Annotated in this window: 20 protein-coding genes and 1 pseudogene; 14 read left to right on the top strand and 7 right to left on the bottom strand. The window is 72.3% G+C overall.

All coding sequences use genetic code 11. The annotated features are described in order from the left end of the window. Positions 1-208 precede the first annotated feature (208 nt). The 3 genes from J7656_RS09730 to J7656_RS09720 all read left to right on the top strand — a co-directional run bounded on the left by J7656_RS09730 (position 209) and on the right by J7656_RS09720 (position 3,749). Positions 209-3,082, top strand: coding sequence for a hypothetical protein (locus J7656_RS09730; RefSeq protein WP_017343072.1), 2,874 nt, complete (start codon positions 209-211; stop codon positions 3,080-3,082). A gap of 132 nt (positions 3,083-3,214) precedes the next feature. Continuing rightward, positions 3,215-3,433, top strand: a complete 219-nt coding sequence (locus tag J7656_RS09725) for a hypothetical protein (RefSeq protein WP_017343073.1) — start codon at positions 3,215-3,217, stop codon at positions 3,431-3,433. Between the two features lie 82 nt (positions 3,434-3,515). Further along, entirely contained in the window at positions 3,516-3,749 is a 234-nt protein-coding gene (locus J7656_RS09720) for a hypothetical protein (RefSeq protein ID WP_017343074.1), read from the top strand. A 116-nt stretch (positions 3,750-3,865) separates the two neighbouring features. On the opposite strand, the gene J7656_RS09715 is transcribed toward J7656_RS09720, so the two are convergent. Next, complete coding sequence (locus J7656_RS09715) at positions 3,866-4,837, bottom strand: glycosyltransferase family 2 protein (RefSeq protein WP_249191449.1); 972 nt, start codon at positions 4,835-4,837, stop codon at positions 3,866-3,868. A gap of 138 nt (positions 4,838-4,975) precedes the next feature. Between J7656_RS09715 and J7656_RS09710 the strand changes: the two genes are divergently transcribed. After that, positions 4,976-6,244, top strand: coding sequence for a Gfo/Idh/MocA family protein (locus tag J7656_RS09710; RefSeq protein ID WP_017343076.1), 1,269 nt, complete (start codon positions 4,976-4,978; stop codon positions 6,242-6,244). An 8-nt stretch (positions 6,245-6,252) separates the two neighbouring features. Continuing rightward, on the top strand, positions 6,253-7,452 hold the full coding sequence (locus tag J7656_RS09705) for a WD40/YVTN/BNR-like repeat-containing protein (protein WP_211553176.1): 1,200 nt from the start codon (positions 6,253-6,255) through the stop codon (positions 7,450-7,452). A 67-nt stretch (positions 7,453-7,519) separates the two neighbouring features. On the opposite strand, the gene J7656_RS09700 is transcribed toward J7656_RS09705, so the two are convergent. Further along, a complete protein-coding gene (locus J7656_RS09700) occupies positions 7,520-9,334 on the bottom strand; it encodes a COG1361 family protein (RefSeq protein ID WP_249191448.1) in 1,815 nt (604 codons plus the stop codon). Between the two features lie 370 nt (positions 9,335-9,704). On the opposite strand from J7656_RS09700, the gene J7656_RS09695 reads away from it, so the two are divergent. From J7656_RS09695 to wecB, 6 genes and pseudogenes are all read left to right on the top strand, one after another. Further along, a complete protein-coding gene (locus J7656_RS09695) occupies positions 9,705-10,325 on the top strand; it encodes an acyltransferase (protein WP_017343079.1) in 621 nt (206 codons plus the stop codon). After that, positions 10,322-11,449 (top strand): DegT/DnrJ/EryC1/StrS family aminotransferase, encoded by a 1,128-nt coding sequence (locus J7656_RS09690; protein WP_017343080.1) that lies wholly within the window; start codon positions 10,322-10,324, stop codon positions 11,447-11,449. Before J7656_RS09695 ends, J7656_RS09690 begins: the two co-directional genes overlap by 4 nt. Then, complete coding sequence (locus tag J7656_RS09685; RefSeq protein WP_017343081.1) at positions 11,442-12,428, top strand: Gfo/Idh/MocA family protein; 987 nt, start codon at positions 11,442-11,444, stop codon at positions 12,426-12,428. Before J7656_RS09690 ends, J7656_RS09685 begins: the two co-directional genes overlap by 8 nt. Further along, a pseudogene (locus J7656_RS09680) lies at positions 12,425-13,818 on the top strand (nucleotide sugar dehydrogenase). Before J7656_RS09685 ends, J7656_RS09680 begins: the two are co-directional and overlap by 4 nt. Then, positions 13,818-15,038: a glycosyltransferase family 2 protein gene (locus J7656_RS09675; protein ID WP_017343083.1), complete on the top strand. Its 1,221-nt coding sequence runs from the start codon at positions 13,818-13,820 to the stop codon at positions 15,036-15,038. Before J7656_RS09680 ends, J7656_RS09675 begins: the two are co-directional and overlap by 1 nt. Before the next feature lie 2 nt (positions 15,039-15,040). Then, positions 15,041-16,144 carry a non-hydrolyzing UDP-N-acetylglucosamine 2-epimerase gene (gene wecB / locus J7656_RS09670; RefSeq protein ID WP_425490598.1) on the top strand — a complete coding sequence of 368 codons (1,104 nt, stop codon included), beginning with the start codon at positions 15,041-15,043 and terminating at the stop codon, positions 16,142-16,144. Between the two features lie 43 nt (positions 16,145-16,187). On the opposite strand, the gene J7656_RS09665 is transcribed toward wecB, so the two are convergent. Then, positions 16,188-17,525: a prenyltransferase/squalene oxidase repeat-containing protein gene (locus J7656_RS09665; protein WP_017343085.1), complete on the bottom strand. Its 1,338-nt coding sequence runs from the start codon at positions 17,523-17,525 to the stop codon at positions 16,188-16,190. Next, positions 17,522-18,646 (bottom strand): DUF354 domain-containing protein, encoded by a 1,125-nt coding sequence (locus tag J7656_RS09660; RefSeq protein ID WP_017343086.1) that lies wholly within the window; start codon positions 18,644-18,646, stop codon positions 17,522-17,524. Before J7656_RS09660 ends, J7656_RS09665 begins: the two co-directional genes overlap by 4 nt. Before the next feature lie 216 nt (positions 18,647-18,862). On the opposite strand from J7656_RS09660, the gene J7656_RS09655 reads away from it, so the two are divergent. After that, the gene (locus tag J7656_RS09655) at positions 18,863-20,959 is read left to right on the top strand and encodes a hypothetical protein (protein WP_211553172.1); all 2,097 of its coding nucleotides are present in this window, start codon (positions 18,863-18,865) and stop codon (positions 20,957-20,959) included. On the opposite strand, the gene J7656_RS09650 is transcribed toward J7656_RS09655, so the two are convergent. After that, positions 20,956-21,258, bottom strand: a complete 303-nt coding sequence (locus J7656_RS09650; RefSeq protein ID WP_017343088.1) for a winged helix-turn-helix domain-containing protein — start codon at positions 21,256-21,258, stop codon at positions 20,956-20,958. The genes J7656_RS09655 and J7656_RS09650 overlap by 4 nt on opposite strands. Positions 21,259-21,562: 304 nt before the next feature. On the opposite strand from J7656_RS09650, the gene J7656_RS09645 reads away from it, so the two are divergent. Both J7656_RS09645 and J7656_RS09640 read left to right on the top strand, forming a co-directional pair. Then, positions 21,563-22,519 (top strand): DUF1616 domain-containing protein, encoded by a 957-nt coding sequence (locus J7656_RS09645; protein WP_017343089.1) that lies wholly within the window; start codon positions 21,563-21,565, stop codon positions 22,517-22,519. Positions 22,520-22,522: 3 nt separating this feature from the next. Beyond that, positions 22,523-23,092 (top strand): metal-dependent hydrolase, encoded by a 570-nt coding sequence (locus J7656_RS09640; protein ID WP_017343090.1) that lies wholly within the window; start codon positions 22,523-22,525, stop codon positions 23,090-23,092. 58 nt (positions 23,093-23,150) lie between these two features. Here the strand turns inward: J7656_RS09640 and J7656_RS09635 are convergent, their stop codons facing one another. Together J7656_RS09635 and J7656_RS09630 are read right to left on the bottom strand one after the other, a co-directional pair. After that, positions 23,151-23,675 (bottom strand): DUF7344 domain-containing protein, encoded by a 525-nt coding sequence (locus J7656_RS09635; RefSeq protein WP_017343091.1) that lies wholly within the window; start codon positions 23,673-23,675, stop codon positions 23,151-23,153. Positions 23,676-23,694: 19 nt separating this feature from the next. Next, positions 23,695-24,201, bottom strand: coding sequence for an NUDIX hydrolase (locus J7656_RS09630; protein ID WP_017343092.1), 507 nt, complete (start codon positions 24,199-24,201; stop codon positions 23,695-23,697). Between the last annotated feature and the right edge of the window lie 26 nt (positions 24,202-24,227).

Raw genomic sequence — 24,227 nt, 5'->3', positions numbered from 1 at the left:
TCTCGCGGCGATCGCGCGCCGAACGCGCACCGATCGCGTGCCGGGTCGAATCGGGGTCGCGACCCCGTTTCGGTAGCCGGCTCTTACCGCTCGACGAACGGTACCGCAACCAGCCGGCGACCAGCTGGTAACCAATCGAACCCACGCGTCGGCACCCGGTCAGTTACTGGCGAAAACGAATATCATAGTAATCCCGGAATACCCGGCCATGTCCAAGAAACGGACACCGGACGACCGCACAGTAGGAGACGATTACGACGATCCAACCTCGGTAGGAGATGATTACGCGGGCGACGAACCGGGTGACGGCGCTCGGCTCGGCGGTGCGGAGCCTGGCGACGACGGCGACCGGGCCGGGGGCGACGAGCCGGACGGCGACGACGGTCGGCTGCTGGACCGGCGCGGCTACCTGAAGCTGGCCGGGACGGCCGCGGCGGCTGTCGCCGCCGGGTCGGCCGGCGCGACCGCGGCCGAGGGGACGACCCGCCACGGGATCGCGTTCGACCGTGTACTCGACGCGGTCGACGACCTCGGACTCGACCCCTCCGGAACCGAGCCGGTGAACGGCCGACTCGACGACGCGCTGACCGAAGGGACACTGGTGCGGTTCCCCGAGGGCGACTACCTGTTCGACGGGGAGTTCGAAGTCGACGCCGACCGCGTCGGCGTCCTCGGCGAGGGCGACGTCCGGTTCGTCCCCGAGACGGGGTACACGGGGTTCCTGTTCAACTACGACCCGGTGCCGGACGACGTGCTGATCGAGAACGTCGACGTCGACATGCGCGCCGACGGGACGACGACCGGGATCCGGCTCCGGTGTCGGAGCCGGTTCCACATCGAGGACGTGGAGTTCCTCGGCCGCGGGCTCACCGATAACTCCGGGCAGGTCAGCGCGTTCCTGCTCGGGATCACGGACGAGGACGGCCGCGGGGTCCTGCGCGACGCGGTCGCGAAGAAGGGCTCCCGGGTGGACGGGTACGCGGGCGGCAACGGTCGGATCGGCGTCTGGGTCGGCTGGACGAACAAGGGGACCGTCCGGATCGAGGGGTGCGACTTCCGCGAGTTCGGCAACAACGGCACGTACAGCTCGCGGACGCCCGGGCAGGTGGAGATCGTCGACAGCTACTTCCTCAACAACAACGCCTCGAACGTCCGGATCGGCGGCGAGGGGAGCTACGTCGAGAACTGTACGGTCGAGGTCGACTTCGAGAAGTACACCGGCCCGGAGATCGAGGACACCGGGTCCGGGTTCGGGATGCGCGGCGTCCAGGTCGAACAGGGCGTTCAGCTGGAGGGCGCCGAGTCGATCCCGGCGGGCGCGGCGGTCCGCGACTGCGAGCTCGTGGCGCGGAACGCCCCGAACGGGATCGCCCTCGTGAACGTCTCGCCGCAGGGGCGGAGCCTCTCGGTCGAGAACACCCGCATCCGCACGGACGTCGACGGAATGTGGGCGGTCCGCCGAGGGCGCCCCGGCGCGATCGACTGGCGCGAGTGGCAGGAGACGCCGCCGGAACCCCACTGGGTCCGGCTGGAGGACGTCAGCATTACCGGGTCCGCGTCCGGCCGGGAGGCGGTCCGGATCGTCGGCGCGGACGGCTCCGTCGTCCGGAACTGCTGTGTCCACCAGTCCGGGTCGAGCCGCGACGGGATCAACTTCGTCGACTCGGACGACGGCGTCGTCGAGGACTCGACCATCGACGTCACCGGGACGGAGGTCACCTTCGAGAACTCGACGGCGTCGACGTCGTCGATAACGCGGGAGGGGTCGTGTCCGCTCCCGGACCCCGAGCCGGCGTCGTCGGGGTCGACGAGCGACTCCGAGGAGACCGAAGACACCACGACCGACGAGACGGACGACACGACCGACGACGACGCACCGACCGGCCCGGACGGAGGCCTGGAGCTCGTGATCGACGGCGGCCACACGAGCGACCGGATCGCGTACGCGTTCGCGACGGACGGGACCGTCGACCCGGGCCCCCGCGCCAACGAGAACGACGAGATCGACGGCGCGAGCGTCGAGGGGCAGGTCGAGGGGGGGATCGACTCCTTCTGGGTGACCGGGGAGTTCACCGCGTTCGAGGTCGACGGGGACGCCGAGGTGCGGCTGGACGGCGATCCGGTCGACCCGGCGGAGCTCGTCGTCGAGGAGACGGAGAGCGAGACCGAGGAATCGGACGGCGAGACGGACGAGTCGAGTGACGAGACGGGCGAATCGGACGGCGAGACGGACGAGTCGAGCGACGACACCGAGGACTCTCCGTCCGCGGACGACGGGGACGCGACCGACGACGGCTCGACCGACGACGACACCACCGACGAGGCGAGCGACGCCCAGACGCTCGTCGTCGACGGGAGCGCCACGTACGACCGGATCGACTACTCGTTCACCGTGGACGGGAGCGTCGCGCCCGGCGACCGCGCCAACGAGAGCGACGAGATCGACGGATCGACCGTCACCGGCCTAGTCGAGGGCGGGATCGACTCCTACGAGGTCGCCGGCGCGTTCACGGCGTTCGAGATCGGCGCCGACGCCGAGGTCCGGCTGGACGGCGAGCCGGTCGACCCGGACGAGCTCGTCTCGACCGCGCGCCTCGTCGAGGTCGACGGGAGCCACACGAGCGACCGCCTCGCGTACACGTTCGGCACGGACGGGACCGTCGAGCCCGGCGACCGTGCGAACGAGAGCGACGCGATCGACGGGGCGACCGTCACCGGCCAGGTCGAGGGCGGGATCGACTCCTACGAGGTCACCGGCGAGTTCACCAACTTCCAGACGGACGGCGACCCGGTCGTGCGGGTCGACGGCGAGCGGGTCGACCCCGACGCGCTCGACGCCGACGCCGACGACCTCCCGCACGAGCTGGTCGTCGTCGGCGACGGCGCCGAGGCGAGCTACCTCGTCGAGACGACGGGAGCGGTCGCGAAGCGCGACGGCGGCTGGGGCGCCGAGGCGGCGGATGCCGCCGACGGCGCGGTCGCCAGCGGGACGGTCGCGGACGACCGCGACACGTTCGGCTTCTCCGGCGACGTCGTGCGGATGCGCGTCGACGGCGACGCCTCGCTCACCTTCCGGAGGTGACCCGATGGGAGCGCACCTGAACGGTCCGACGACTGACCGGCATCGGGACCGCAGCGACGCGTCGACCGACCGGCGTCGCGGCTGTACTGCCGCGGCGACCGCGACGCCACGGAGCGACCGGAGGGAAGCGCGGTGACCCGAAGCTCGCTCGAAGGCGAGTGGGAGGCGCAGCCCGACGATCCCGGGGGCGAAGACCTCGGCTACGAGCTCGACGAGTGGGAGCGGATCCGGGCGGCCGGCGTCGACTCGGAGAAGTTCCTCTACCTGCCCGGGGACGAGGAGCTGCTCCGCGAGGAGGCGTTCGTCGTGGCCGCGCCGGCGGACGTGGCGGACCTGCTCGACGAGAGGTAGGCTCGGGCGCCGGCGAGAATCTGACGCGTCGAGCCGAGTCCGGGCGAAACGGGTAAGGCCGTGACGCGCGTCCGGGAAAGAGATGGAAGAGCCAGCCGACTCGGCGAGGAAGGCCGCGGAGTACCGACACGACGACGGGTCCGTGGAGATCGTGTTCGCCGTCGAGGACGGGCGCGTCCTGACCGTCCGCGAGTACCCGGACGAGGCGGCGTTCGCGGACGCGACCGCGGCCGCCGAGTACGTCGGCCAACACGAGGGCGTCTCCGAGCTCCCGGGCGTCGAGGCGTTCCGAGCGGACGGAGCGGCAGAGGAGTAACGCGGCGGCCGGCTTCGACGACCGAACTCCGGTGGGCTGCCGTCTTCGACGACCGAATCTCGGTCGGCGGTCGGATCGCGTTTCGGTCGAGCGTTCGCTTTTTGCGGTCGAGTCCGCTACTCGGCGCCCGTCTCGGTGGGTGACGCCAGTTCGAGCAGCTGCCCGTACGCCTTCGCGAGCGACGCGATGTAGCTCACGAGGAGGAAGACGACCTGTCGCCGCGCGGAGAGGTCGTTCCAGCCGCGGACGGAGCGCCGCATGAAGCTCGGTCGCGGCGGCAGGAACGCGGCCGGGTTAAGCGCGGCGAAGAGCGGTCGCCCGTAGCGGTCGGGGTAGTACCGGCGGAGCTGCGTCTTCCCGCGACCGACCCGCCGCGACTTCCGGAGCAGCGCGCCGAGCGTCGTCCGCGTTGGGTGGTACATGGCGATGTCCGACGCGTACTCGAGGTCGCGGCCGCTCGCCGCGACGCGGTTGCCGAACTCGTAGTCCCCGCCGGACTGAAGCCGGGAGTCGAAGCCGCCGACGTCCGCGAGGAGCGACCGCCGCACGACCAGACAGCAGGTCGGCGCGAACGAGAGCTCCGCGACGAACCGCTCGACGTGGAGGTCGTTGCGCCGGTTGTACTCGGCCACGACCCCCTCGTCGCCGGGCGTGAACAGCCGGACGTCGCAGGCGAGGTAGTCGGCGTCCGTCCGCGCCATCCGCCACGCCACGGCGCCGACCCAGTCGGGGTCGACGATCATGTCGGCGTCGACGAAGGCGATCACCTCCCCCGTCGCGGCGGCGATCCCCGCGTTGCGGGCGGCGTACGAGCCCTGAACCTCGTCCTCGACGACGAGCCGGAGCCCGTCGAACGCCTCCAGGTACCCCTCGACGACGTCGCGCGTCTCGTCCGTCGACCCGTTGTCCGCGACGATCACCTCGTACCCGGACGCGGGAAACGTCTGCCTGCGCAGCGCGTCGATCGTCGCCCGGATCCCTTCCGGGTCGTTGTACACCGGGATCACGACCGAGACGAACGGGAGATCGGCGTCGCTCGCGTCCGCGCCTGCGCGGTCGGGGGTCGGCGGATCGGATTGGGGAGCCACACCGGGAGCGTCCGCGACGACGGACATTGTTATGTGAGCCGTACCGGGGGCGTCCGCCGCCGATCCGCCGAGTTAGCACGGGGCCGCGGGGGTAGGCGGTCTATACTCTTTGGACGGCGTCGGCGTTCTCCGGGCGACATGGTCTACGACGTCGCGGTCATCGGCACGGGCCCCGACCCCGAGGATCCCGGTCGAGACGGCTACGCGATGGGGTACCGGCACGGACGCGCCTACGCGAGCAACCCGGAGTGCGAACTCGTCGCCTGCGCGGACATCGTCCCCGAGAACGGGGCGGCGTTCGCCCGGACGTTCGACCTCGGGGCGGACGCCGCCTACGAGGAGTACGAGGCGATGCTCGCCGCCGTCGAGCCCGACCTCGTGAGCGTCTGCGTCCCGCCCGGGATCCACGCCGAGATCGTCGTCGACTGCGCCGAGAGCGGGGTCGTCGACGGCGTCCACTGCGAGAAGCCGATGGCGGACACGTGGGCGGACTGCCGGGCGATGGTCCGCGCGTGCGACGACGCCGATGTCCAGCTCACGGTCAACCACCAGCGCCGGTTCGGCGCGCCGTTCCGCAAGGCGAAGCGGCTGGTCGAGAACGGCGAGGTCGGGCCGCTGCGGCGGCTGGAGTTCGCCGGCGAGACGCTGTTCGACGCCGGCATCCATCAGGTCGACCTCTGTCAGTACTTCGTCGACGAGGCCGACGTGGAGTGGGTCGCCGCGCAGGTCGACTACCGGGCGGAGAACGTCTGGTTCGGGACGCCGAACGCCACGCAGGCGCTCGTCCAGTGGCGCTACGAGGACGGGACGTTCGGGCTCGCCACGACCGGCGACTCCAGGCCCCCGGGGGCGTGTTACCTCCGGCTCGTCGGCGCCGACGGCGTCGTCGAACTCGGCGTCGACGACGGGCCGACGCTGCGCTACCGGACGGACGACGGGACGTGGACGACTGTCGATACGGACGGGGAGAACCTCCACGGCCGCGACTCTCCGGGGTACCTCGGCGCCGCGCTGGAGAAGGTCCGCAACCGGGTGCCGCTGCTCTCGACGGCGGACCGCGAGTCGCCGGTGTTCATCGAGCGCGCGGTCGCCGACGCGGTAGAGGGGTTACGGACGGGCGAAGAGCCCGAGCTCTCCGGGCGGAACGCGCTCCGCGCGACGGAGGTGGTGTTCGCCGCCTGGGAGTCGACGCGGCGCGGCGGGCGGGTCGACCTCCCGCTCGAGATCGACGACAACCCGCTCGTCGCCATGATCGACTCGGGGCGGCTCGGCCCGGATTCGGAGGACGCGGCGGTCGAACCCGCGCCTGCCGCCGCTGACGGCGGAAGGGACGCAGACGACGGCAGGGACGCGGACGACGGCAGGGACGCGGGCGACCCGAACGGGGAGTCCGCCCCCGACCGGTGACCCCGCCGATGGACCGAACCGACGCGGATCCGACGACCGGGAACGGGATCGCCGCCCGGGGCGAGCCGCTCGGCCTCGGCACGGAGGCGCGGGTCGCCGGGGTCCGCGACGGGCGGCTCTACTGGACGCGCGGGCGGACGGTCGGCGCCTGGACGCCGGGCGCTGGCCGCGTGACGCTCGGGACGCTCCCGACCCCGGAGGGCGGCGCGGACGCCGCGTTCCGGCTCCGACACGGGCGGCTCGCGAAGGGGCTCTTGCGCCCGCTCGTCGGCTCGTGGACGACGACGAACCTGTGGCCGCTGCGCGGCGACGCGCTGCTCGCGACGGTTGGGCACCGCGTGTTCCGCTCCGGCGACGACGGGCGTTCGTGGGCGCCCGTGTACCGCCTCCCCGACTCCTCCGGCCCGATGGGCGTCCTCCCGACCTCCCTCTGTCTCCACGGCGGCGACGTCTACCTCGCCGAGTACACGCTCGGCGACGACCCGGCCCGGATCCTCCGGAGCGGGGACGGCGGCCGGACGTGGGAGACGCGCGTCGAGACGACCGCGGTCCGCCACTTCCACGGCGTCTTCAGCGACCCGTACGGCGGCGACCTGTGGGCGACGTCGGGCGACGCCGACGACGAGAGCGCAGTGGGGACGATCGACGGCGACGAGTTCGTCCGCGCGGGGACCGGCAGCCAGCGGTGGCGGGCGGTCGGCCTTGCGTTCACCCCCTCGTCGGTGGTGTGGGGGATGGACTGCTCGTACGCCTCGTCCGTCGAGCTCCTCCGGCTGGACCGTGGGGGATCGGCTGACCCCATCACGGTCGGGCGGACCGACGCCTCCGCCTACTACGCCGCGACGCTGCCGGTCGACGGCAAGCGCTGGGTCGCGGTCGCGACCGCCGCCGAGGTCGGCGCCGACAGCACCGCGCCCGAGGGCCGGGGGAACCGCAGCGGCGACGCTGCGCGGGTGCTGGTCGCCTCCTCCGCCTCGGCGTACGAGGAGTGGTACGAGCTCGCCGCCTTCCCGCGGCGCCGGCCGCTCGGCGCGCGGGTGCCGGGCGTCCCGACCGCGAGCACGTACGTGTTCCTAGCGGCGGACGAGGAGCTCGGCCTGTTCGTCAACCCGTTCAACGCGCGCGGCGACGTCGAGTCCGTGATCCGCGTCCCGTCGGAGGAAATAGCGCGGGTCGCCGACGAGACGCCCGCGATCGACGGTCGATGACCGATCCGCCGCAACTCAGCTAATTCGTGGTAACGGGCGGTCCGCGTCCGCGAGACCGCCGTGGCGCTCACTCGAACTGCTCGTCGTACCGCTCTCGGATCGTCGCCTGCTGGCTCTCCGTGAGCGCCTCGTACTCGCTGTTGAACTCCGCGCGGGCCAGCTCGTCCCACGACTCGATCCGGTCCCCGTCGCCGGACTCGAACTGCGCGTCGAAGGCGGCTTCGATCTCCTGTTGGGTCTCGACGTCGATCGACGTGAAATCGAAGTCGTCGTTCCGCTCGACGTCGAGCCCGAACTCCTGTCGCGCGATCTCCTCGCGAGTCAGCACCTCGGTGACGGCGAGCCCGTTCGCGAACGGCTGCCGCTCGTACAGTTCGTCGACCTGTTCGGCCGTCTCGCCGCTGACCTCGTCGTAGTCGAGCCCGTACTTCTCCTGAGTGATCGCGTCCTTCGAGACCGTCTCGGCCTCGTCGGAGGGGGAAGGCGACGAGTCGGAGCCGCCACCGCCCGAGTAGTAGTCGCGGACGACGACGACGCCGGTCGCGTTGGTGTCTTCGGTGTACACGCCGTAGACGTGCGTACCGAGCAGGTCGCGGTCGGTGAACCGCTCGCGGTCGTCGGCGGCGATCGCGAATTCGACCGTCGTCCGCTCACCCGGGGCGAGGGTCACGGTCCGGTTGCCCGTCACCGTCTCCGGGTCGTCGTCTCCGTCCAGATCGATGCGGTGTTCGACGGTCTCGTTCGCCGCGGCGTCACCGATGTTCGACACCCGCGCGGTGAACCCGACGTCGTCGTCCACGTCGGCCGACTCCGATCCGTCCACGTCGGCGACCTTGAGGAAGCTCTCCCGGACGCGGAGCGTCTCCGAGGCCGAGTCGTTCCCCGTCGCGACGGCGACCGAGTAGTTCCCGCGGTCGAGGCCGCCCGTCGCGGCGTCGAACGACAGCGCCGCCGTCTCGTTCCCGGCGAGCGTCACCGTCCGGTTCCAGCCGAACGCCTCGGTCGGGCCGTCGAGGCGGACCGTCTCGGTGCCCGGGACGTCGCCGACGTTCCGCAGGGTCACCGACCCCTCGAACCGGTCGCCGCGGACGGCGTCGGTCGTCATCGACGCCGCCTCGACGCGGAGGCTCGCGGGGCGGTGGACGACGAGCGTCCCCTCCCGCGCGCCGCCGGCCGCCTCGACGCGGTAGGCGTAGCGCCCGGGTTCGAGCTCCTCGGTCGGGACGGCGAACCGCACGGACGCCTCCCCTCCGGGGCGCAGCGTCGGCGACCGTGTGGCGACCGTCTCGGCGTCGTCGAACGCGCCGTCGCCGTCCCGGTCCAGCCGCAGTTCGACGGTTCGGACCCCCCGGAAGTCGCCGTCGTTGGCGACGGTCGCCGCGACAGCGCCCTCATCCCCGCGGACGACCGGGTCCGCGTCGGCCTCGGAGACGGCGAAGACGGAGGGGTCGAGCGCGACCGTCCCCGCCGCCAGCGTCCCCGTCTCGTCGTCGAGCGCGTACTCGTACTCCCCCGCGGTCAGGGCGTCCCGCGGGGCCGACAGCGTCAGCTGCCGGGTCTCCCCCGGCGCCAGCGTCACCGTCCGCTCGTCCGCGGTGAACGAGGCGTTCGCGTCGTCTTCGACGACGAGCGCGACGGTCCGCGTGACGTTCGCCGACCCGGTGTTGTTGAGCGTCGTCCGGACCTCGAAGGCGGCGTCGCCGTCGGGCGACGTCGCCGCGTCAGTCCCCTCGACGGTCAGCGACTCCCCGCCCCCGAGGTCGGCGACCGACGAGGCGCCGACGGCCCCGCCGACGACCACTAGCAGCACCAGCGCCGCGTGAACCGATGTGAGTTCCATGGCGAGGGATGCGGCGGACACCGACATTGTTACGATGGACATACCTCCGGTCTCGGGGGCGCTGAGTGCCGGTTCGCCGCGTCGCCGCCGTTTCGATCCGCCGCGATCCGGCGGCGAGTAACGCGGGCCACGTCGGGAGCCGAATTCGAGTAACGCTGGCCACACTCCGGCCGCCCCGCCCTTACTCCGTCCGTCGATCCGCGGGAGCGATCCGCTCCGAGCGCGTGGACCGCCGGCGCGGTCGCCCGCCGTACTCCGCCTCGCTCCGATTCGAACTCGCCGACTGCGGCGCCCTCGAGACCCGTCTTCGGCCGTCGCCTGGACGCCGCTACCGGCCGGGTATGGGGATCGTACCCCGGCAAGCCTCTCTATAACAATGGCCGGACCGGCCCCAGCGCCACACGAACGAACCATGCGAGACTCACAACGAAGCGCCCCGGAGTCGACGGTCGCGGACGTCAGGCTCGGCGCGGGGTCGACGGTAAGCGAGCGGGCGACGCTCGGGTACGAGTACGCCGACGACGCCGGTCCCACGGTCGTCGGCGACGACGCGACGGTGCGGTCCGGATCGGTCGTGTACGCCGACGTGCGGGCAGGCGACGGGTTCACGACCGGACACAACGCCCTCGTCAGGGAACACACCGAGCTCGGTGACGACGTGCTCGTCGGGACGAACGCGATCGTCGACGGCGAGACGACGATCGGCTCGCGCGTCAGCCTCCAGAGCGGGGTGTACGTCCCGCAGGAGACCGCGATCGGCGACGACGTGTTCGTCGGCCCGAACGCGGTGCTGACGAACGACCCGTACCCGGTCCGGCGTGATGTCGACCTCGACGGACCCAAGCTCGCCGACTCAGTCTCCGTCGGGGCCAACGCGACCGTGCTCCCCGGCGTCACCGTCGGCGAGCGGGCGTTCGTGGCCGCCGGCGCGGTCGTCACCGAGGACGTCCCGCCCGAGACGCTCGCGGCCGGCGTCCCCGCCGCGCCCCGTGACCTCCCGGAACCGCTCGACGGCTCGAACTCGATAGCATGAGCCGGGTCGCCATCGCCGACCCCGACGTCGGCGAGCGGGAGATAGAGCGGGTGCGCGAGGTGCTCACGGGCGGTCGGCTGGCCGACGGCCCCGTCGTCCGGGAGTTCGAGCGCGCCTTCGCGGACCACTGCGGCGCCGAGCGCGGCGTCGCGGTCGCCAACGGGACCGCGGCCCTCCACGCGGCGCTGGAGGGCCTCGGGATCGGCGAGGGCGACGCGGTCGTCACAACCCCGTTCTCCTTCGTCGCGAGCGCGAACGCGGTCCGACTCTGCGGCGCCGAGCCGGTGTTCGCGGACGTCGACCCCGAGACGTACACGATCGACCCGGACGCGGTCGAGGACGCGGTCGCGGCGACCGACGACGTCGCCGCGATCCTGCCGGTCCACCTGTACGGGCTGCCGGCGGACATGGGCCGGCTGAATGCGATCGCGGACGAGCACGACCTCGCGCTGATCGAGGACGCCGCGCAGGCGCACGGGGCGGCCTACGAGGGGACGTCCGTCGGCGCGCTCGGCGACGCCGGCTGCTTCTCGTTTTACCCGACGAAGAACATGACGACCGGGGAGGGCGGGATGGTCGTCACGGACGACGAGGAGGTCGCCGACCGCGCCGCCCGCTTCGTCAATCACGGGCGCGCGGACGGCGCCGAGCGCGGCTACGACCACGTCTCCGTGGGCCATAACCTCCGGATGACGAGCCTCGCGGCCGGGATCGGCGTCGAGCAGCTCCGGAAGCTCCCGGCGTACAACGCCCGCCGCCGCAAGAACGCGGTGCGGCTCTCCGCGGCGCTGGAGGACGTCCCCGAGCTGACGCTCCCGACGGAGCCGCCGGGGCGGCGCCACGTCTACCACCAGTACACGGTCCGGTGTCAGGACCGGGCCGCGCTCCGCGAGCACCTCGACGAGCGCGGGGTGGACACGGCCGTCTACTACCCGACGACCATCCCGGACCAGCCGGCGTACGACGGGTACGACCCGGCGGTTCCGACGGCGCGCCGGCTCGCCGACGAGGTCGTGTCGCTGCCGGTACACCCGGGGCTCACCGACGAGGCGGTCGACCGGGTCGCCGCCGCCGTGCGGGGCCACTACGGCCTCGCCGAGACGGAGGTGGCCGCCGATGACTGACGACGGGCCGCTCCGCGTCGGCGTCGTCGGCGTCGGGAGCATGGGCGCGCACCACGCCCGCGTGTACGCCAACACGCCTGACGCCGAGCTCGTCGGCGTCGCGGACACCGACTGGGACCGCGCGACGGAGGTCGCCGAGAAACACGGGACGCGGGCGCTCAACCGGGGGACGCTGCTCCAGGCGGTCGACGCCGTCTCGGTGGTCGTCCCGACCCGCTTCCACGCGCCCATCGTGCGCGAGGCGCTGGAGGCCGACACCCACGTCCTCGTCGAGAAGCCGTTCGTCGACGACCCCGACGAGGGCCGCGAGCTGATCGCGCTCGCCGACCGGAACGACCTCCGGCTCCAGGTCGGGCACATCGAGCGGTTCAACCCGGCCGTGCGGGCCCTCGGCGACGTGTTACCGGAGATGGAGGTGCTCGCGGTCGACGCGCGGCGGCTCGGCCCGCCGGTCGACCGCGAGAACGCGGACGGCGTGGTCGAGGACCTGATGATCCACGACCTCGACGTCGTGCTGTCGCTGTTCGACGCCGACGTCGCGGAGACGTACGCGGCCGGGGTCGACGGCGACCCTCACGTCGCGGCGACGCTCACGCTCGACAACGGCGTGTTGGGGACGCTGACGGCGAGCCGGATCACCCACCAGAAGGTCCGCGAGCTCGCCGTCACCGGCCGCGAGTGCCGGGTGACCGTGGACTACCTCACGCAGTCGGTGAAGATACACCGGCGCTCGCTCCCCGGCTACGTCGAGTCGGACGGCGACGTCCGGTACCGCTCCGAGAGCGTCGTCGAGCGGCCGCAGGTCGCCAACGGCGAGCCGCTCCGCGCGGAGCTGGAGTCGTTCGTGTCGGCGGCGAAGACGGGGTCGACCCCCGAGGTCACCGGCGAGGACGGGCTCCGAGCGATCGAGCTGGTCCGCCGGATCCGCGACGCGGTCGACGGTCCCGAGGCGACCGTCGCCGGGACGGGTGGACGATGACCGCGAATGCCCCGCCGACGGAGACCGTCGGGCTGTACGGCGCCGACGCGAGCGCGGCGCGCCAGCGGGCGGCCTTCCGCGCGGGAGAGGTCCCCGTCGCGGTGTACGGGATGGGGAAGATCGGCCTGCCGCTGTCGCTCGTGTACGCCGAGGCGACCGGCGCGGTCACCGGCGTGGATATCGACCCCGGGCGGGTCGCGGCGCTGAACGACGGGGCCAACCCCTTCGACCACGAGCCGGGGGTGTCGTCGCTGCTGTCGAACGCGGTCGCCGACGGGCGTTTCGTCGCCACGACGGACGGCGAGGCCGCGGCGTCGGCCGCGCGCGTCCACGTGATCGTCGTCCCCACCGTGATCGACGGGGACGACGACCCCGACCTCGCGGCGCTCGAGGCGGCCGCCGAGACCGTTCGCGCCGGCCTCGACCCGGGCGACGCGGTGTTCGTGGAGTCGACCGTCCCCCGGGGACGTGCGCCGACGTTATCGGGCCGATCCTGACCGCCGGCGACCGCGAGCCGGGCGAGTTCGGCCTCGCACACACCCCGGAGCGCACCGCCAGCGGCCGCGCGCTGGAGGACATCCGCGGGTCGTATCCGAAGATCGTCGGCGGGGTCGACGCCGAGAGCGCCCGCGTCGCCGAGTTCGTCTACGACGAGCTGACCGACAACGAGGTGATCCGCACCAGCGACGCGCGGACCGCGGAGTGCGTCAAGCTGTTCGAGGGGGTCTACCGCGACGTCAACATCGCGCTCGCCAACGAGCTGGCGACGCTGACCGACGAGTTCGGGGTCGACGTGGTCGAGACCATCGAGGCCGCGAACACGCAGCCGTTCTGCGACATCCTGACGCCGGGCGCCGGGGTCGGCGGCCACTGCATCCCGTACTACCCGTACTTCCTCCTCGACGGGATCGACGACCGCGCGGCGCTGATCCGGACGGCACGCGACGTCAACGAGCGGATGCCGGGGTTCGTCGTCGAAACGCTCGTCGACCAACTCGAGGCGACGGGGTCGGTCGACGGCGCGACGGTCGCGCTGTTCGGCGTGGCCTACCGCGCCGGCGTCCCGGAGACGCGGGCGTCGCCGGCGATCGACATCGCCCACCGGCTCGACCGCCTCGGGGCCACCGTCCTCGCGGTGGACCCGATCCTCGACGCGCTGCCGGAGATGCCCGGCGAACACGTCCCGCTCGACGAGATCGCGGCCCGCGACGTCGACGCCGCGGTCCTCGTCACCGCGCACAACGAGTTCGACGACTTCGACTGGACCGCGTTCGAGCGGACGGGTCCGGACGGCGAGCGGACCGGGATCCCCGTCGTGGACGGCCGGCAGGCGCTCGACCTCTCCGCGACGGCCCACGACGTCTACACCGTCGGCCGGGGGTGGGAGTGATGTACGAGGGCGCCACGGTCGCGGTCGTGATCCCCGCCTACAACGAGGCGGGGTTCGTGGGCGAGGTGATCGAGACGGTCCCCGCGTTCGTCGACCGCGTGTACGTCGTCGACGACCGTTCGACCGACGACACGTGGACGGAGATCCGCGAGACCCTCGACGGGTTCGAGGGATCGGAGCGGCCCGGCGGTCGGCTGCGGGGGATCCCCGAGGCGTCGGGGGTCAGGACCGACGGCTCCGGGCCGATAGCCGACGGCTCCGGGCCGATGCCCGACGGGACCGGGCCGATTCCCGACGGGACCGGGCCGGCCTGGCGGGACCGGATCGCCGCCCGGGACGCCCGCTCCGGGACGGCGCTCCCGGACCGGCGGATCGTCGCGCTCCGCCACCGGGAGAACACCGGCGTCGGCGGCGCGATAAAGACCGGCTACCGCAACGCCGTCGCCGACGACGCGGGCGTCGACGTCGTGGCGGTGATGAACGGGGACGGCCAGATGGACCCGTCGATCCTCGACCGGATCATCGACCCGGTTGTGAGCGGCGACGCGGACTACGCGAAGGGGAACCGGCTCTGGCACACGGAGTACCGGCGCGACATGTCCGGGTGGCGGACGTTCGGCAACGTCCTGCTCACCGGGCTCACCCGGGTCGCCAGCGGCTACTGGCGGATGACGGACCCGCAGAACGGGTACACGGCCATCTCCCGGACCGCGCTCGACCGTGTCGCCTTCGAGTCGCTGTACGACGACTACGGGTTCTGCAACCACCTGCTCGTCCGGCTCAACCGACAGGGGCTCCGGATCGCCGACGTCCCGATGCGGGCGGTGTACGGCGACGAGACCAGCCACATCCGCTACGGCTCGTTCGTCCCCGCGCTCTCGCTGCTCCTGTTGCGGAGCTACCTCGGACGGCTGTTCGCGGCGCGGGGCCGCGGGTTCGGCGACCCGACCGCAGCCGCGCAGCTGTTCGGGATCGGGTCGGTCGGCGCCGGGCTCGCCGTCGGGCTCGGGTCGCTGCTCTCGCTCGTCCCCGCGGCGGCCTCCGTCGGCGTCGCGCTCGCGCTGGTCGGGGTCGCCGCGTTCCTCGCGGGCGTCGCGGGCGAGCGGCGGCGGAACGCCGACCTGGAGGTTCGCGTCGACTCGGAAGCGCCCCCGTGGCGGGTCGACGTCGAGACCGAGGACGCCTCGCCGGGTGAGGAGACCCCGGCGGGGGAGGAGTGACCGTGCGAGTCTGCTCGGTGGTCGGCGCGCGCCCCCAGTTCGTGAAGGCGTTCCCCGTCTCGCGGCGGCTGCGAGAGGCCCACGAGGAGGTGCTGATCCACACGGGGCAACACTACGACGAGGCGCTTTCCGGCGTGTTCTTCGAGGAGCTGGACATCCCCGAGCCGGACTACAACCTCGGGGTCGGCTCCGGCGACCACGCCCCGCAGACGGCGGAGATGATGCGGCTGCTCGACGAGGTGATCGCCGAGGAGGCGCCCGACGTCGTGTTGGTGTACGGCGACACGAACTCGACGCTCGCGGCCGCGCTGGTCGCGGCCAAGCGCGAGCCGGCGCTGGCGCACGTCGAGGCCGGTCTCCGGAGCGGGAAGTGGTCGATGCCGGAGGAGGTGAACCGCGTCCTCACCGACCACTGCTCGGACCTCCTCCTCACCCCCGCGGCGAACGCCGCGGAGACCCTCCGCGGGGACAACGTCCGCGGCGAGGTCGTCGTCACCGGCGACGTGATGTACGACGCCGTTCTCGCGGTCCGCGACCGCGCGCTCGACGAGTCGACGCCGCTCCCGGTGTCGGGGATCCGGCCCGACGAGTACGTGCTGGCGACGGTCCACCGCGCGGCGAACACCGACGACCCGGACCGGCTGGCCGCCATCCTGGACGGGCTCGCGGCCGTCGACGACCCCGTGGTCCTGCCGCTCCACCCGCGGACCGAGGCCGCGCTGCACGAGCACGGGCTGTACGACGACGCCGCGGAACGGCTCCGACTCGTCGACCCGGTCGGCTACGTCGCCTTCCTTCGCCTGCTGGCGGACGCGTCGAAGGTCGCAACCGACTCCGGCGGGGTCCAGAAGGAGGCGTTCTACCTCGACACGCCCTGCGTCACGCTCCGCGAGGAGACCGAGTGGGTCGAGACCGTCGAAGCGGGGTGGAACGTCCTGGTCGGCGGCGACGCCGACCGCATCGCGGCCGCGCTGACCGACCGCTCGCCGCTCCCGCCGAAGCCCGAGCTCTACGGCGGCGGCGACGCGGCCGGTCGGACCGTCGACGCACTGGAGTCGGTACTCGGCGACGGCTCGTCGGTAGCAGAACGCGCGGCCGAAAAGTGACGGCAGGAGCGAAGCGGTCGCGGTCGAACGGCCTTTTTTCTGTTCAGTCCTTCGAGCTCTCTTCGCGCCGCCGCGCGCGGAGGTACTCGCCCAGCGCGAACGCCATCCACGCCTGGCACCACCGCATCAGCGTGAACCGCTTGGTGTAGAACCGCCGCTTCTGGTAGCGGAAGCGGCCGTCGCCGGCGTACAGCTCCGAGAGCGTCCAGTCGAGGATCCGCGACGCGAACGCCGTGTCGCCCGCCGCGCTGAACAGCACGATCCCCTCCGCGGCGGCGTGGACGTCCTTCGGGTAGGCGCTCGTCTCGTCCCAGTTCGGGGCACCGGACGGCTCGAACAGCGTCTCCCGGTAGAACCGCAGGCCGCGCTCCAGCGTCTCGTCGTACCGGGTCGATCCGGTCACCTCCCGGTAACGGAGGAGCGACTCGAGGACGAACCCGTTGTGGTGGTTGTCCATCGAGAGGTGCGACGCGGACGGCGGGTCGGTGTAGTACCACCCGCCGATCGGGGCCTGCCGCTCCGCGACGTAGTCGAGGATCCGCTCCGCCCGCTCGCGGAGTTCGGGCCGCGGCCGGCGCGCGTGGAGGTCGAGGAGGAGCCGGGCGCCGATGGCGTTCGCGTTGATGACGGTCGTCTCGCCCGGCTCGGCGCTGGCGTGGTAGTCGATCCGCGCCGTCTCGCCGGTCTCCCGGTAGTTCAGGTCCTCGAACACGAACGGGAGCGCCGACTCCGCGACCGCGGCGAACCCCTCGGCCGAGCCGGCGGCGTCGAGGTCGAGCCCGTCGAATCGATCGGGTACTCGTGTGCCCTCCCCGCTCGCCTCGCTCCCGGACAGCAGCGCCCGCACGGCGTAGCCGGTCGAGACGATCCCGGGGTGTCGCGCCGGGAGCCGCTCGTCGAGCCCCTGCGTCGCGTGCTGGTGGCCGCCACAGAAGCCCGCGTACCCCCGGCTCCGGTTCTCGACGAGCCACGCGGACAGCCGGTCTGCCTCGCGGCGGTACCCCTCCGCGTCCAGTCGATTCGACTCCGGGGCTCCCTCGTCTGCGGCGCGTTCGGCGGCCGCCCGATTGGCCATGACGAACAGCGCCGTCCCCTTGAAGCTCTGCCGCTGTTCCACCAGCATCGGCCGGCGGACGTTGACCGGGAACCGCTTTATCCCCTCCTGGACCGCGATGTTCAGCCACTTGTTCTCGACCGGGAGCCACCGGCGGAACCGGCTGCTCATCCCGTCGAAGTAGTCCCAGCCCGTGTACTCCCGCTCCCTGGCGTACGCGAGCGTCGCCTCCAGCGCCCGCGCCGCCTCGTCGTCGGTGACGCGCCGGCCCTCCCCGTCGCGCTCCGGCGTCTCCAGCGGCCGCGTCGCGGCGCCGGATGCCGTCACGTCGACTCCTCCGTGACGGGCGCGCTCCGGTCCGGACCGGACTCCTCCGTGCCGGCCCGCCAGCGTTCGAGCCCGGGGACGCCCTCGGGGCCGCCCGCCTCGGCGCACGCGACGATGACCCCCGTGAGGTCGACCAGTCCGCCCACGTACTCGTTGCGGCGCCGCCGCCACTCGACGCCGATCGACTCGTCGAGCAGGACGCCGACGCCCGTGGAGAGGACCTCGTCGAAGTCGGCGGTGTTGACGACGAGCCCCTGCCGTTCGAGCTCGGTGAAGTTCCCCATGTCGCCGTCCCCGACGAAGGAGTTCGACCTGACGACCGGCGTGCCGAGCAGCGCGGCCTCGGTACAGACCGTCTGCGTGTCGGTGACGACGAGCCGCGCCGCGGAGAGGGCGTCGTGGAGCAGCGCCGGGTGGACGTCGAACTCGCGGGCCGGCAGCGCGTCGAGGTCGACCGTCCCGCCCTCGTCCGAGACGAACACCGTGGCGTGCTCCGCGAACGTCTCGACCAGCCGCCGACGCTGCTCCGGCGTGAACCCGGACTGGCCGACGTCGTGGTGGGAGCCGAACGCGTTGAACCGCAGCAGGACGAACGGCTCGTCAGCGTCGAGTCCGAGCTCGTCGCGTATCTCAGGATTCGGCTGGTACACGTCCGGGTGGAGGTACGCCGTCTCGCAGAAGCCGCGGAACTGGTAGTGGTTCTCGCCGAGGTCCTTCCGGAAGGCGTGCGGCGTGAGGAACGCAGCGGCGAACGGCCGCGAGATGGCGTGGTCGATCGAGGTCGGCTCCGAGTCGAGGACCAGCACCGCCGGTGTCCGGCTCGCCAGGCCGGCGTGGGCCGCGTAGGCGCCCACGCCGAAGATCACGTCCGGACCGAACGACCGGACGGCGGGGACGATGTTCGCGTAGTGGCGCGGGAGGTTCCGGAACACCGACCCCTTCGTCGTCCCGCACGCCCCGTACACCCGGTACGGGAGGTCGAACCGGTCTAACAGCGCGACCGTACAGCCGTAGTCTCGCCCCAGCACGAGCACGTCGTGTCCGGCGCGTTCGAGCCGGTCGACGGCGTGTCTGTACAGGTGGACGTGGGCGGGCGTGTTCGTGAAGAAGACGACTCGCATGGGGTCGTCTCCGGCCGACCGGCCGATTGTAATGGATCGCTTACCTCGCCGCCGGGCGGCGGGACCCGGGACGTGCACGCCCCCGAACCCGGTAGCCGATGTATAACAAAAGTCGCTACCGGGGTCGTTCGGGGTAGTGTTCGTTCACCAGTCCGCCGGGCGCGGGGGCCGGCAGGGGACCCGCGACCCGCGGGAACGGAACCGACGTGATACGGCGTGAGAGCCCGGACGAAACCGGACCGCGGGGTAGTCGCCCCGGTCGCGCTCGCGGGCGGCTACCTCGCGCTGGCGTCGGGGATCGCCGCCGCCCGCGCGGCGCCAGCCACGGGCTACGAGGTGTCGGTGTACGCGGCGACGCCGGCGGTGACGTGGGCGGCGCTCGCGGTCGCGGGCGGCGTCTCGATCGCCGTCTGCCTCTCCGACGAGCGGTACCTCGCGCCCGCGGTGCTGCTCGCGGGGCTCGGGGCCGCGACGGTCGCCGGGCTCCCGCTGATCCGCGGCTACCACTTCTACGGCCGGGCGGACTCGCTCGTCCACCTCGGCTTCGCACGGACGATCAGCGGCGGCGGCGATCCGCTCGACCTGCTCTACCCCGGCGGCCACCTGATCGCGACGAGCCTCACGAAGGTCGCGGGCGTGGAGATCACCCGCGCCATGATGCTCGTCATGTGGACGTACACGCTGTCGTTCTTCGCGAGCGTCGCGTGCTGCGTCTGGTTCCTCGTCCCGGACCGGCGGGCCCTGGCGGTCGGCGCGTTCTCCGCGTTCCTGCTCTTACCGATCAACAACGTGAGTACGTACCTCCACTTCCACACGTACTCGATCGGCATGCTGTTCACCCCGTTCGTGCTCTACCTCGTCTTCGCGCACCTGATCGGCGGCGACGGGCGGGAGCGAACCGTCGAGCGCCTCGCGGACGGGGCCGGCGCGGCCGGCCGCAACGCGGCGCGGTTCGGCGACACCGTCAGCGTGACCGCGGGGTCGACCCGGCCCGTCCCCACGACGTACCTCCTGCCACCGGTCGTGATCGCGCTGGTGGTGGTCCACCCCCAGATCGCGTTGAACGTGCTGTTCCTGCTCGGCGGGATGACGGTCGCGCAGCACGCGTTCCGACGGTTCCGCCCGGCCCACTCGGTCGCGGGGTACCGGCTTCTGACGGCGCAGACGGCGCTGCTGACGGTGACGTTCGCGGTCTGGATCGCGACCCACGACTGGGCGTTCGTCAGCACCGCGGAAGCGATGATCCAGTCGGTGAGCGAGTTCGTTAGGGGCGACGGGAGCGCGACGCCCCGCGTCGAGGAGCAGGGGCAGTCCGCCTCCTCGATCGGCGCGAGCCTGCCGGAGCTGTTCGTCAAGCTGTTCGGCGTCGGAGCAGTCTACTCGCTTCTGGCAGCGGCCGTCGTGTTGGGCCGTATCTCCGGGTTCCTCGGCCCGCTCGACGACCACCGGTCGATGCGGCGGGAGACCGACACCACGCGGGACGTCACCGCGCTGTTCTTCGCGGGCCTCGTGGCCCTGCTCCCGTTCCTCGCGGCCCACTTCGTGGGCTCCATCTCGACGTACCTGTTCCGGCACGTCGGCTTCCTCATGATGCTCGCCACGATATTCGGAGCGGTCGGCGTCCGGTACCTTGTGGCCGACGAGTCGCCCCTGACGGACGTCGGCGCCGCGTCGGCCGGGGCCCGGTCGACGTGGAGCCGGATCGCCGCCGCCCTCCCGGAGGCCCGGTCGGTCGTCGCGGTCGTCGCGGTCGTGTTGGTGCTGTCGCTGTCGCTGGCCACGGTGTTCCCCTCGCCGTTCGTCTACCTCTCGGGCTCGCACGTCCCAGAGGGGGAGATGGACGGCTACGAGCGGACGTTCGCGAGCCAGTCCGAGGGGTCGCCGGTGTGGTTCGGCGGCGTGCGACACTCCTCCGACCGCTACGAGGTCGCGCTGTACGGGTCGGAGTCGGCGCCGTGGGAGGGGCCGGTGACGCCGAGACCGCGGTCGAGCGGGCCGGTGCCGGCGCAGGGGATGCTCGACGGGCTACCGGCGTACTACGCAAACAGCGCCGACGAGGCGGTCAGGCGCGACCACTACTTCGCGGTCGCGGAGGCCGACCGCCAGCGCGAGGTGATCGCGTACCGGGGGCTGCGGTACCCAGAGGAGAGCTTCGAGGCCGTGGCGGCACAGCCCGACGTCGGAGTGGTCAGGGACAACGGCGAGCTCACCATCTACTTCGTCGACACCCCCGCGAACGCGTCCGCAGCGGCCGTCGACGGAAAGTTCGCGACGGCGGTCGACGGGGAACGAGCGGCGCGACCGATGGGCTAGTCCGCCAGCCCCTCGACCTCGATGCGGTTCCAGAGGCGCTTCCCCTTCTCCGTGACGCCGTAGATGCGTCCCTTCCGCTTCTCCTTTGAGACGAGCAGCTCGACAAGTGAGCGCTCCCGGAGCGAGCGCAGCGCCCGCGAGATGTGCGTGATCGGGAGCCCGGTCCGGGACGCGATCGACGAGGGGATGGACGGGCCGTCGACGAGTTCGCCCAGCACCGCGGTCCGGTACTTGGAGCTGATGATGAACCCGATCTGGTCCCAGTCGTCGGTGGCGTCTTCGTTCCGCTCGTTCTCCATCGGCCCCCCTTCCCGCCGGACGCTCATAAGGCGTGGAGATCGTTTACCGAGGCGAACGCGGCGGTCTGGTCGCCCGAATTCGGCCGGTTCGCGGCCGACGATCCGAACGCCCTCCGGCGGTAACGTCGGCTTACCGCGCCGGCGGCCGCCGGTCGGTCGCCGCGGACGGCCGAGATAGGCGCCGCATAACGATACGCCGACGCGGCGGAGGAGACGGTAAGATGAGCAATCGGCACCCCAGGTCGACCGCGTCGCGCGGCGTCGGCGCGAGACTCCGGACGGACCGTCGGCGCGGTCGAGTGCGATGAGCTCGACGGCCGACGAGCTGCTGGCGAGCCGCGACCTGTTCGCGGTCGGCGCCCTCGTCGCGGTCGCGATCGTCGTCGTCGCGGTCGGGACGACGAGCGTCGTCCGGCTCCCGTTCGCTGCGCTGCTCCTGCTAGTGCTGCCCGGCTACGTGACGGCGGCGTTCGCGTACGCCGAGCGCGAGCGGGGGCCGTGGACGTTCGCCGCGCTCGCCGAGCGGTTCGCGCTCTCGCTCGGCGGCAGCCTCGCGGTGCTCCCACTCGCGGCGCTCCTCGTCTCCCTCGTCGCTGGGGAGCTGACCCGGTGGGGGCTCGTCGCGGCAGTCTCGGCGTACGTCCTCCTCGTCGCCGGCGCGACGGTCGTCCGTCGCGCCCGTCGCTCCCCGCACAGCGGCGGTCGGTCGCGCGGGGTCGGAGCGGGCGGCGACGCGTCGGGGCCGGCCGGCTGGCTCTCCGACGGTTCGACCGCCGCGACCGTCCTCCTCGCGGTCGCCGCCCTCCTCGCGGTCGCGACGCTCGGCGCGGCGGTGACCGTCCCCGCGGACGGGGAGGCGAGGACCGACCTCCACCTGCTGACGGAGCAGGGCGGAGAGCTCGTCGCGAACGAGTACCCGGACGCGCTGACCGAGGGCGAGTCCGCGACGGTCACCGTCGGGGTGACGAACGACGAGGGCCGCTCGGTCGAGTACACGGCCGTCACGGAGCTCCAGCGGGTCGAGGTGGACGGCCGCTCCGTGGTCGTCGTGGACGAGCGGGGGATCGATCAACAATCCTTCGAGCTGGCGGACGGCGAGAGCCGGCGCGAGTCCCAGTCGTTCCGCGCGACGCTCGTCGGCGAGAACGTCCGGTTCGTGACCCACCTCTACCGGGGCGAACCGCCGGAGAACCCGACGGCCGACTCCGCGTACAGGACCGTGTACGTCTGGGTCGACGTCCGGCCCGCGGGCGGTGCGTGACCGATGTGGCCGTGGGGTCACCTCGCGGTCGGGTACGTCGCCTTCTCCGCGTTCCTGCGGCTCGGACTGGGCGAGCGGCCGAGCGACCGCGGGGTCATTGTCCTCGCGGTCGCCACGCAGCTGCCCGACCTCGTCGACAAGCCGCTCGCCTGGCAGTTCGGACTGCTGAGCAACGGGATCGGCGCTGCGCACTCCCTGCTCGTCGGCGTTCCCGCCGCGGTCGCACTCGGGCTCTTCCTCCGGTCGAAGGGGTACACGGAGTTCGGCGTCGCGGTCGCGGTCGGGCACGCGAGCCACGTCCTCGGTGACCTCCTCTTCGCCGCCCTGTTCAGTCGCCCCCCGGTCCTCCCGGCGTTCCTGTGGCCGGTCTACTCGACGCCCGCCGCGCCGGCGCCCGGGCTCGGCGCGAAGACGTGGCAGCTGTTGTTAGACAGCCGGGCGCTCCTCGGCGGCGCGACCGGTCGGTCGTACTTCCTGATCGAGGCGCTCCTGCTCTGCGGGACCGTCGCCCTGTGGTTCCTCGACGGGAAACCGGGTTGGGGGCTGTTGCGGCGACCGCGTCGGTCCGAATGACTGGGGCTCGCTCCGGGTCCGCGTCCAAGCGCCGACCCCCCGCTCCCGCCTCCCGGGGCTACATCTCTCCTTCCGTCTCGGCGTAGTGGAACGCCGCGAGCCCGGCGATCAGGAGCCACCCGACGCCGATCACGACCAGCGCGGCCCGGTCCGACGCCCCGCCGACGACCGCGACCGCCGCGTACGCCGCGGCGCTGCCCAGCGCGACGGCGAGGTAGTACCGTCCCCAGCGGCGCTCGCCGCCGGACTCGGTCGCGTCCCTGTCCAAGTACCGGTTGAGGTCGCTGCCCCGGTCGGTGAGCCTGATGTCTCCCGTGTCGCGGTCGTACTCGACGATGCCGGCCTCCTCGAGCTTCGGAATGTGCGTCTGGTACAGCGAGACGTACAGCCGCTTCCGCTGTTTGTCCGTCAGCGACTCCGGATCCGTCTCGTTCTCCCACGCCGCGACCTCCCCGGCGAGCGCTTGGAGCTTGACGCTCCCCTCGATGCCGTTCAGGTGCTGAAGGATGAACCGTCGCCGCGGGTTGCTGAGGAGGCTGAACAGCGCGTCCTGACTCAGTCCGTCTTCCCGGTGTTCTGTCATTGTGTGGTCGATGGGCCGCTCAGCGGTCTCCGTCCGCGGCCGTCATCGACCGGTCGACGAAGCGTTCGACGGGGTTGAGGGTCGCCGGCGGGAGGTCCGTCGGCGGCCGCCAGGCGTGGTCGAGGACGCGCTCTCTCGGGTTGGGCTCCGGCGCCGATCCGAGGGACGCCTCGAAGATCGCGTAGACGGTCGTCGCGGGCCGGCTCGTGTGCCGGTAGACGCAGCGACCGACCCGCTCGCCGACGCTCGCCGGACACCGTATCTCCTCCCGGAGCTCGCGGCGGAGACACGCCGCGAACGACTCCCCGGGCTCGACGCCGCCGCCGGGAAGCGTCCAGAACGTCGAGCCGTCCTCGTGGCGCTCCTCGACGAGTAGCACCCGGTCGCGGTCCGTGACGAACGCCTTGGCGCCGACCCTCAGTTCTCGCCGCTCCGCCACGGTCTCCGGCACGCTCGGCGGAGCCGACGGAGCGCTTCGCTCATCGCGTACCCGCCGGACGGAGCCGTCGGAGGAGCGGTCTCGCATACCTCCCACCGACAGGAGCCGTGTTG

Origin of the sequence: Halorubrum ruber (assembly GCF_018228765.1) — an archaeon.
GTDB lineage: Archaea > Halobacteriota > Halobacteria > Halobacteriales > Haloferacaceae > Halorubrum > Halorubrum ruber.
This window is presented reverse-complemented; position numbering and strand designations above follow the sequence as displayed.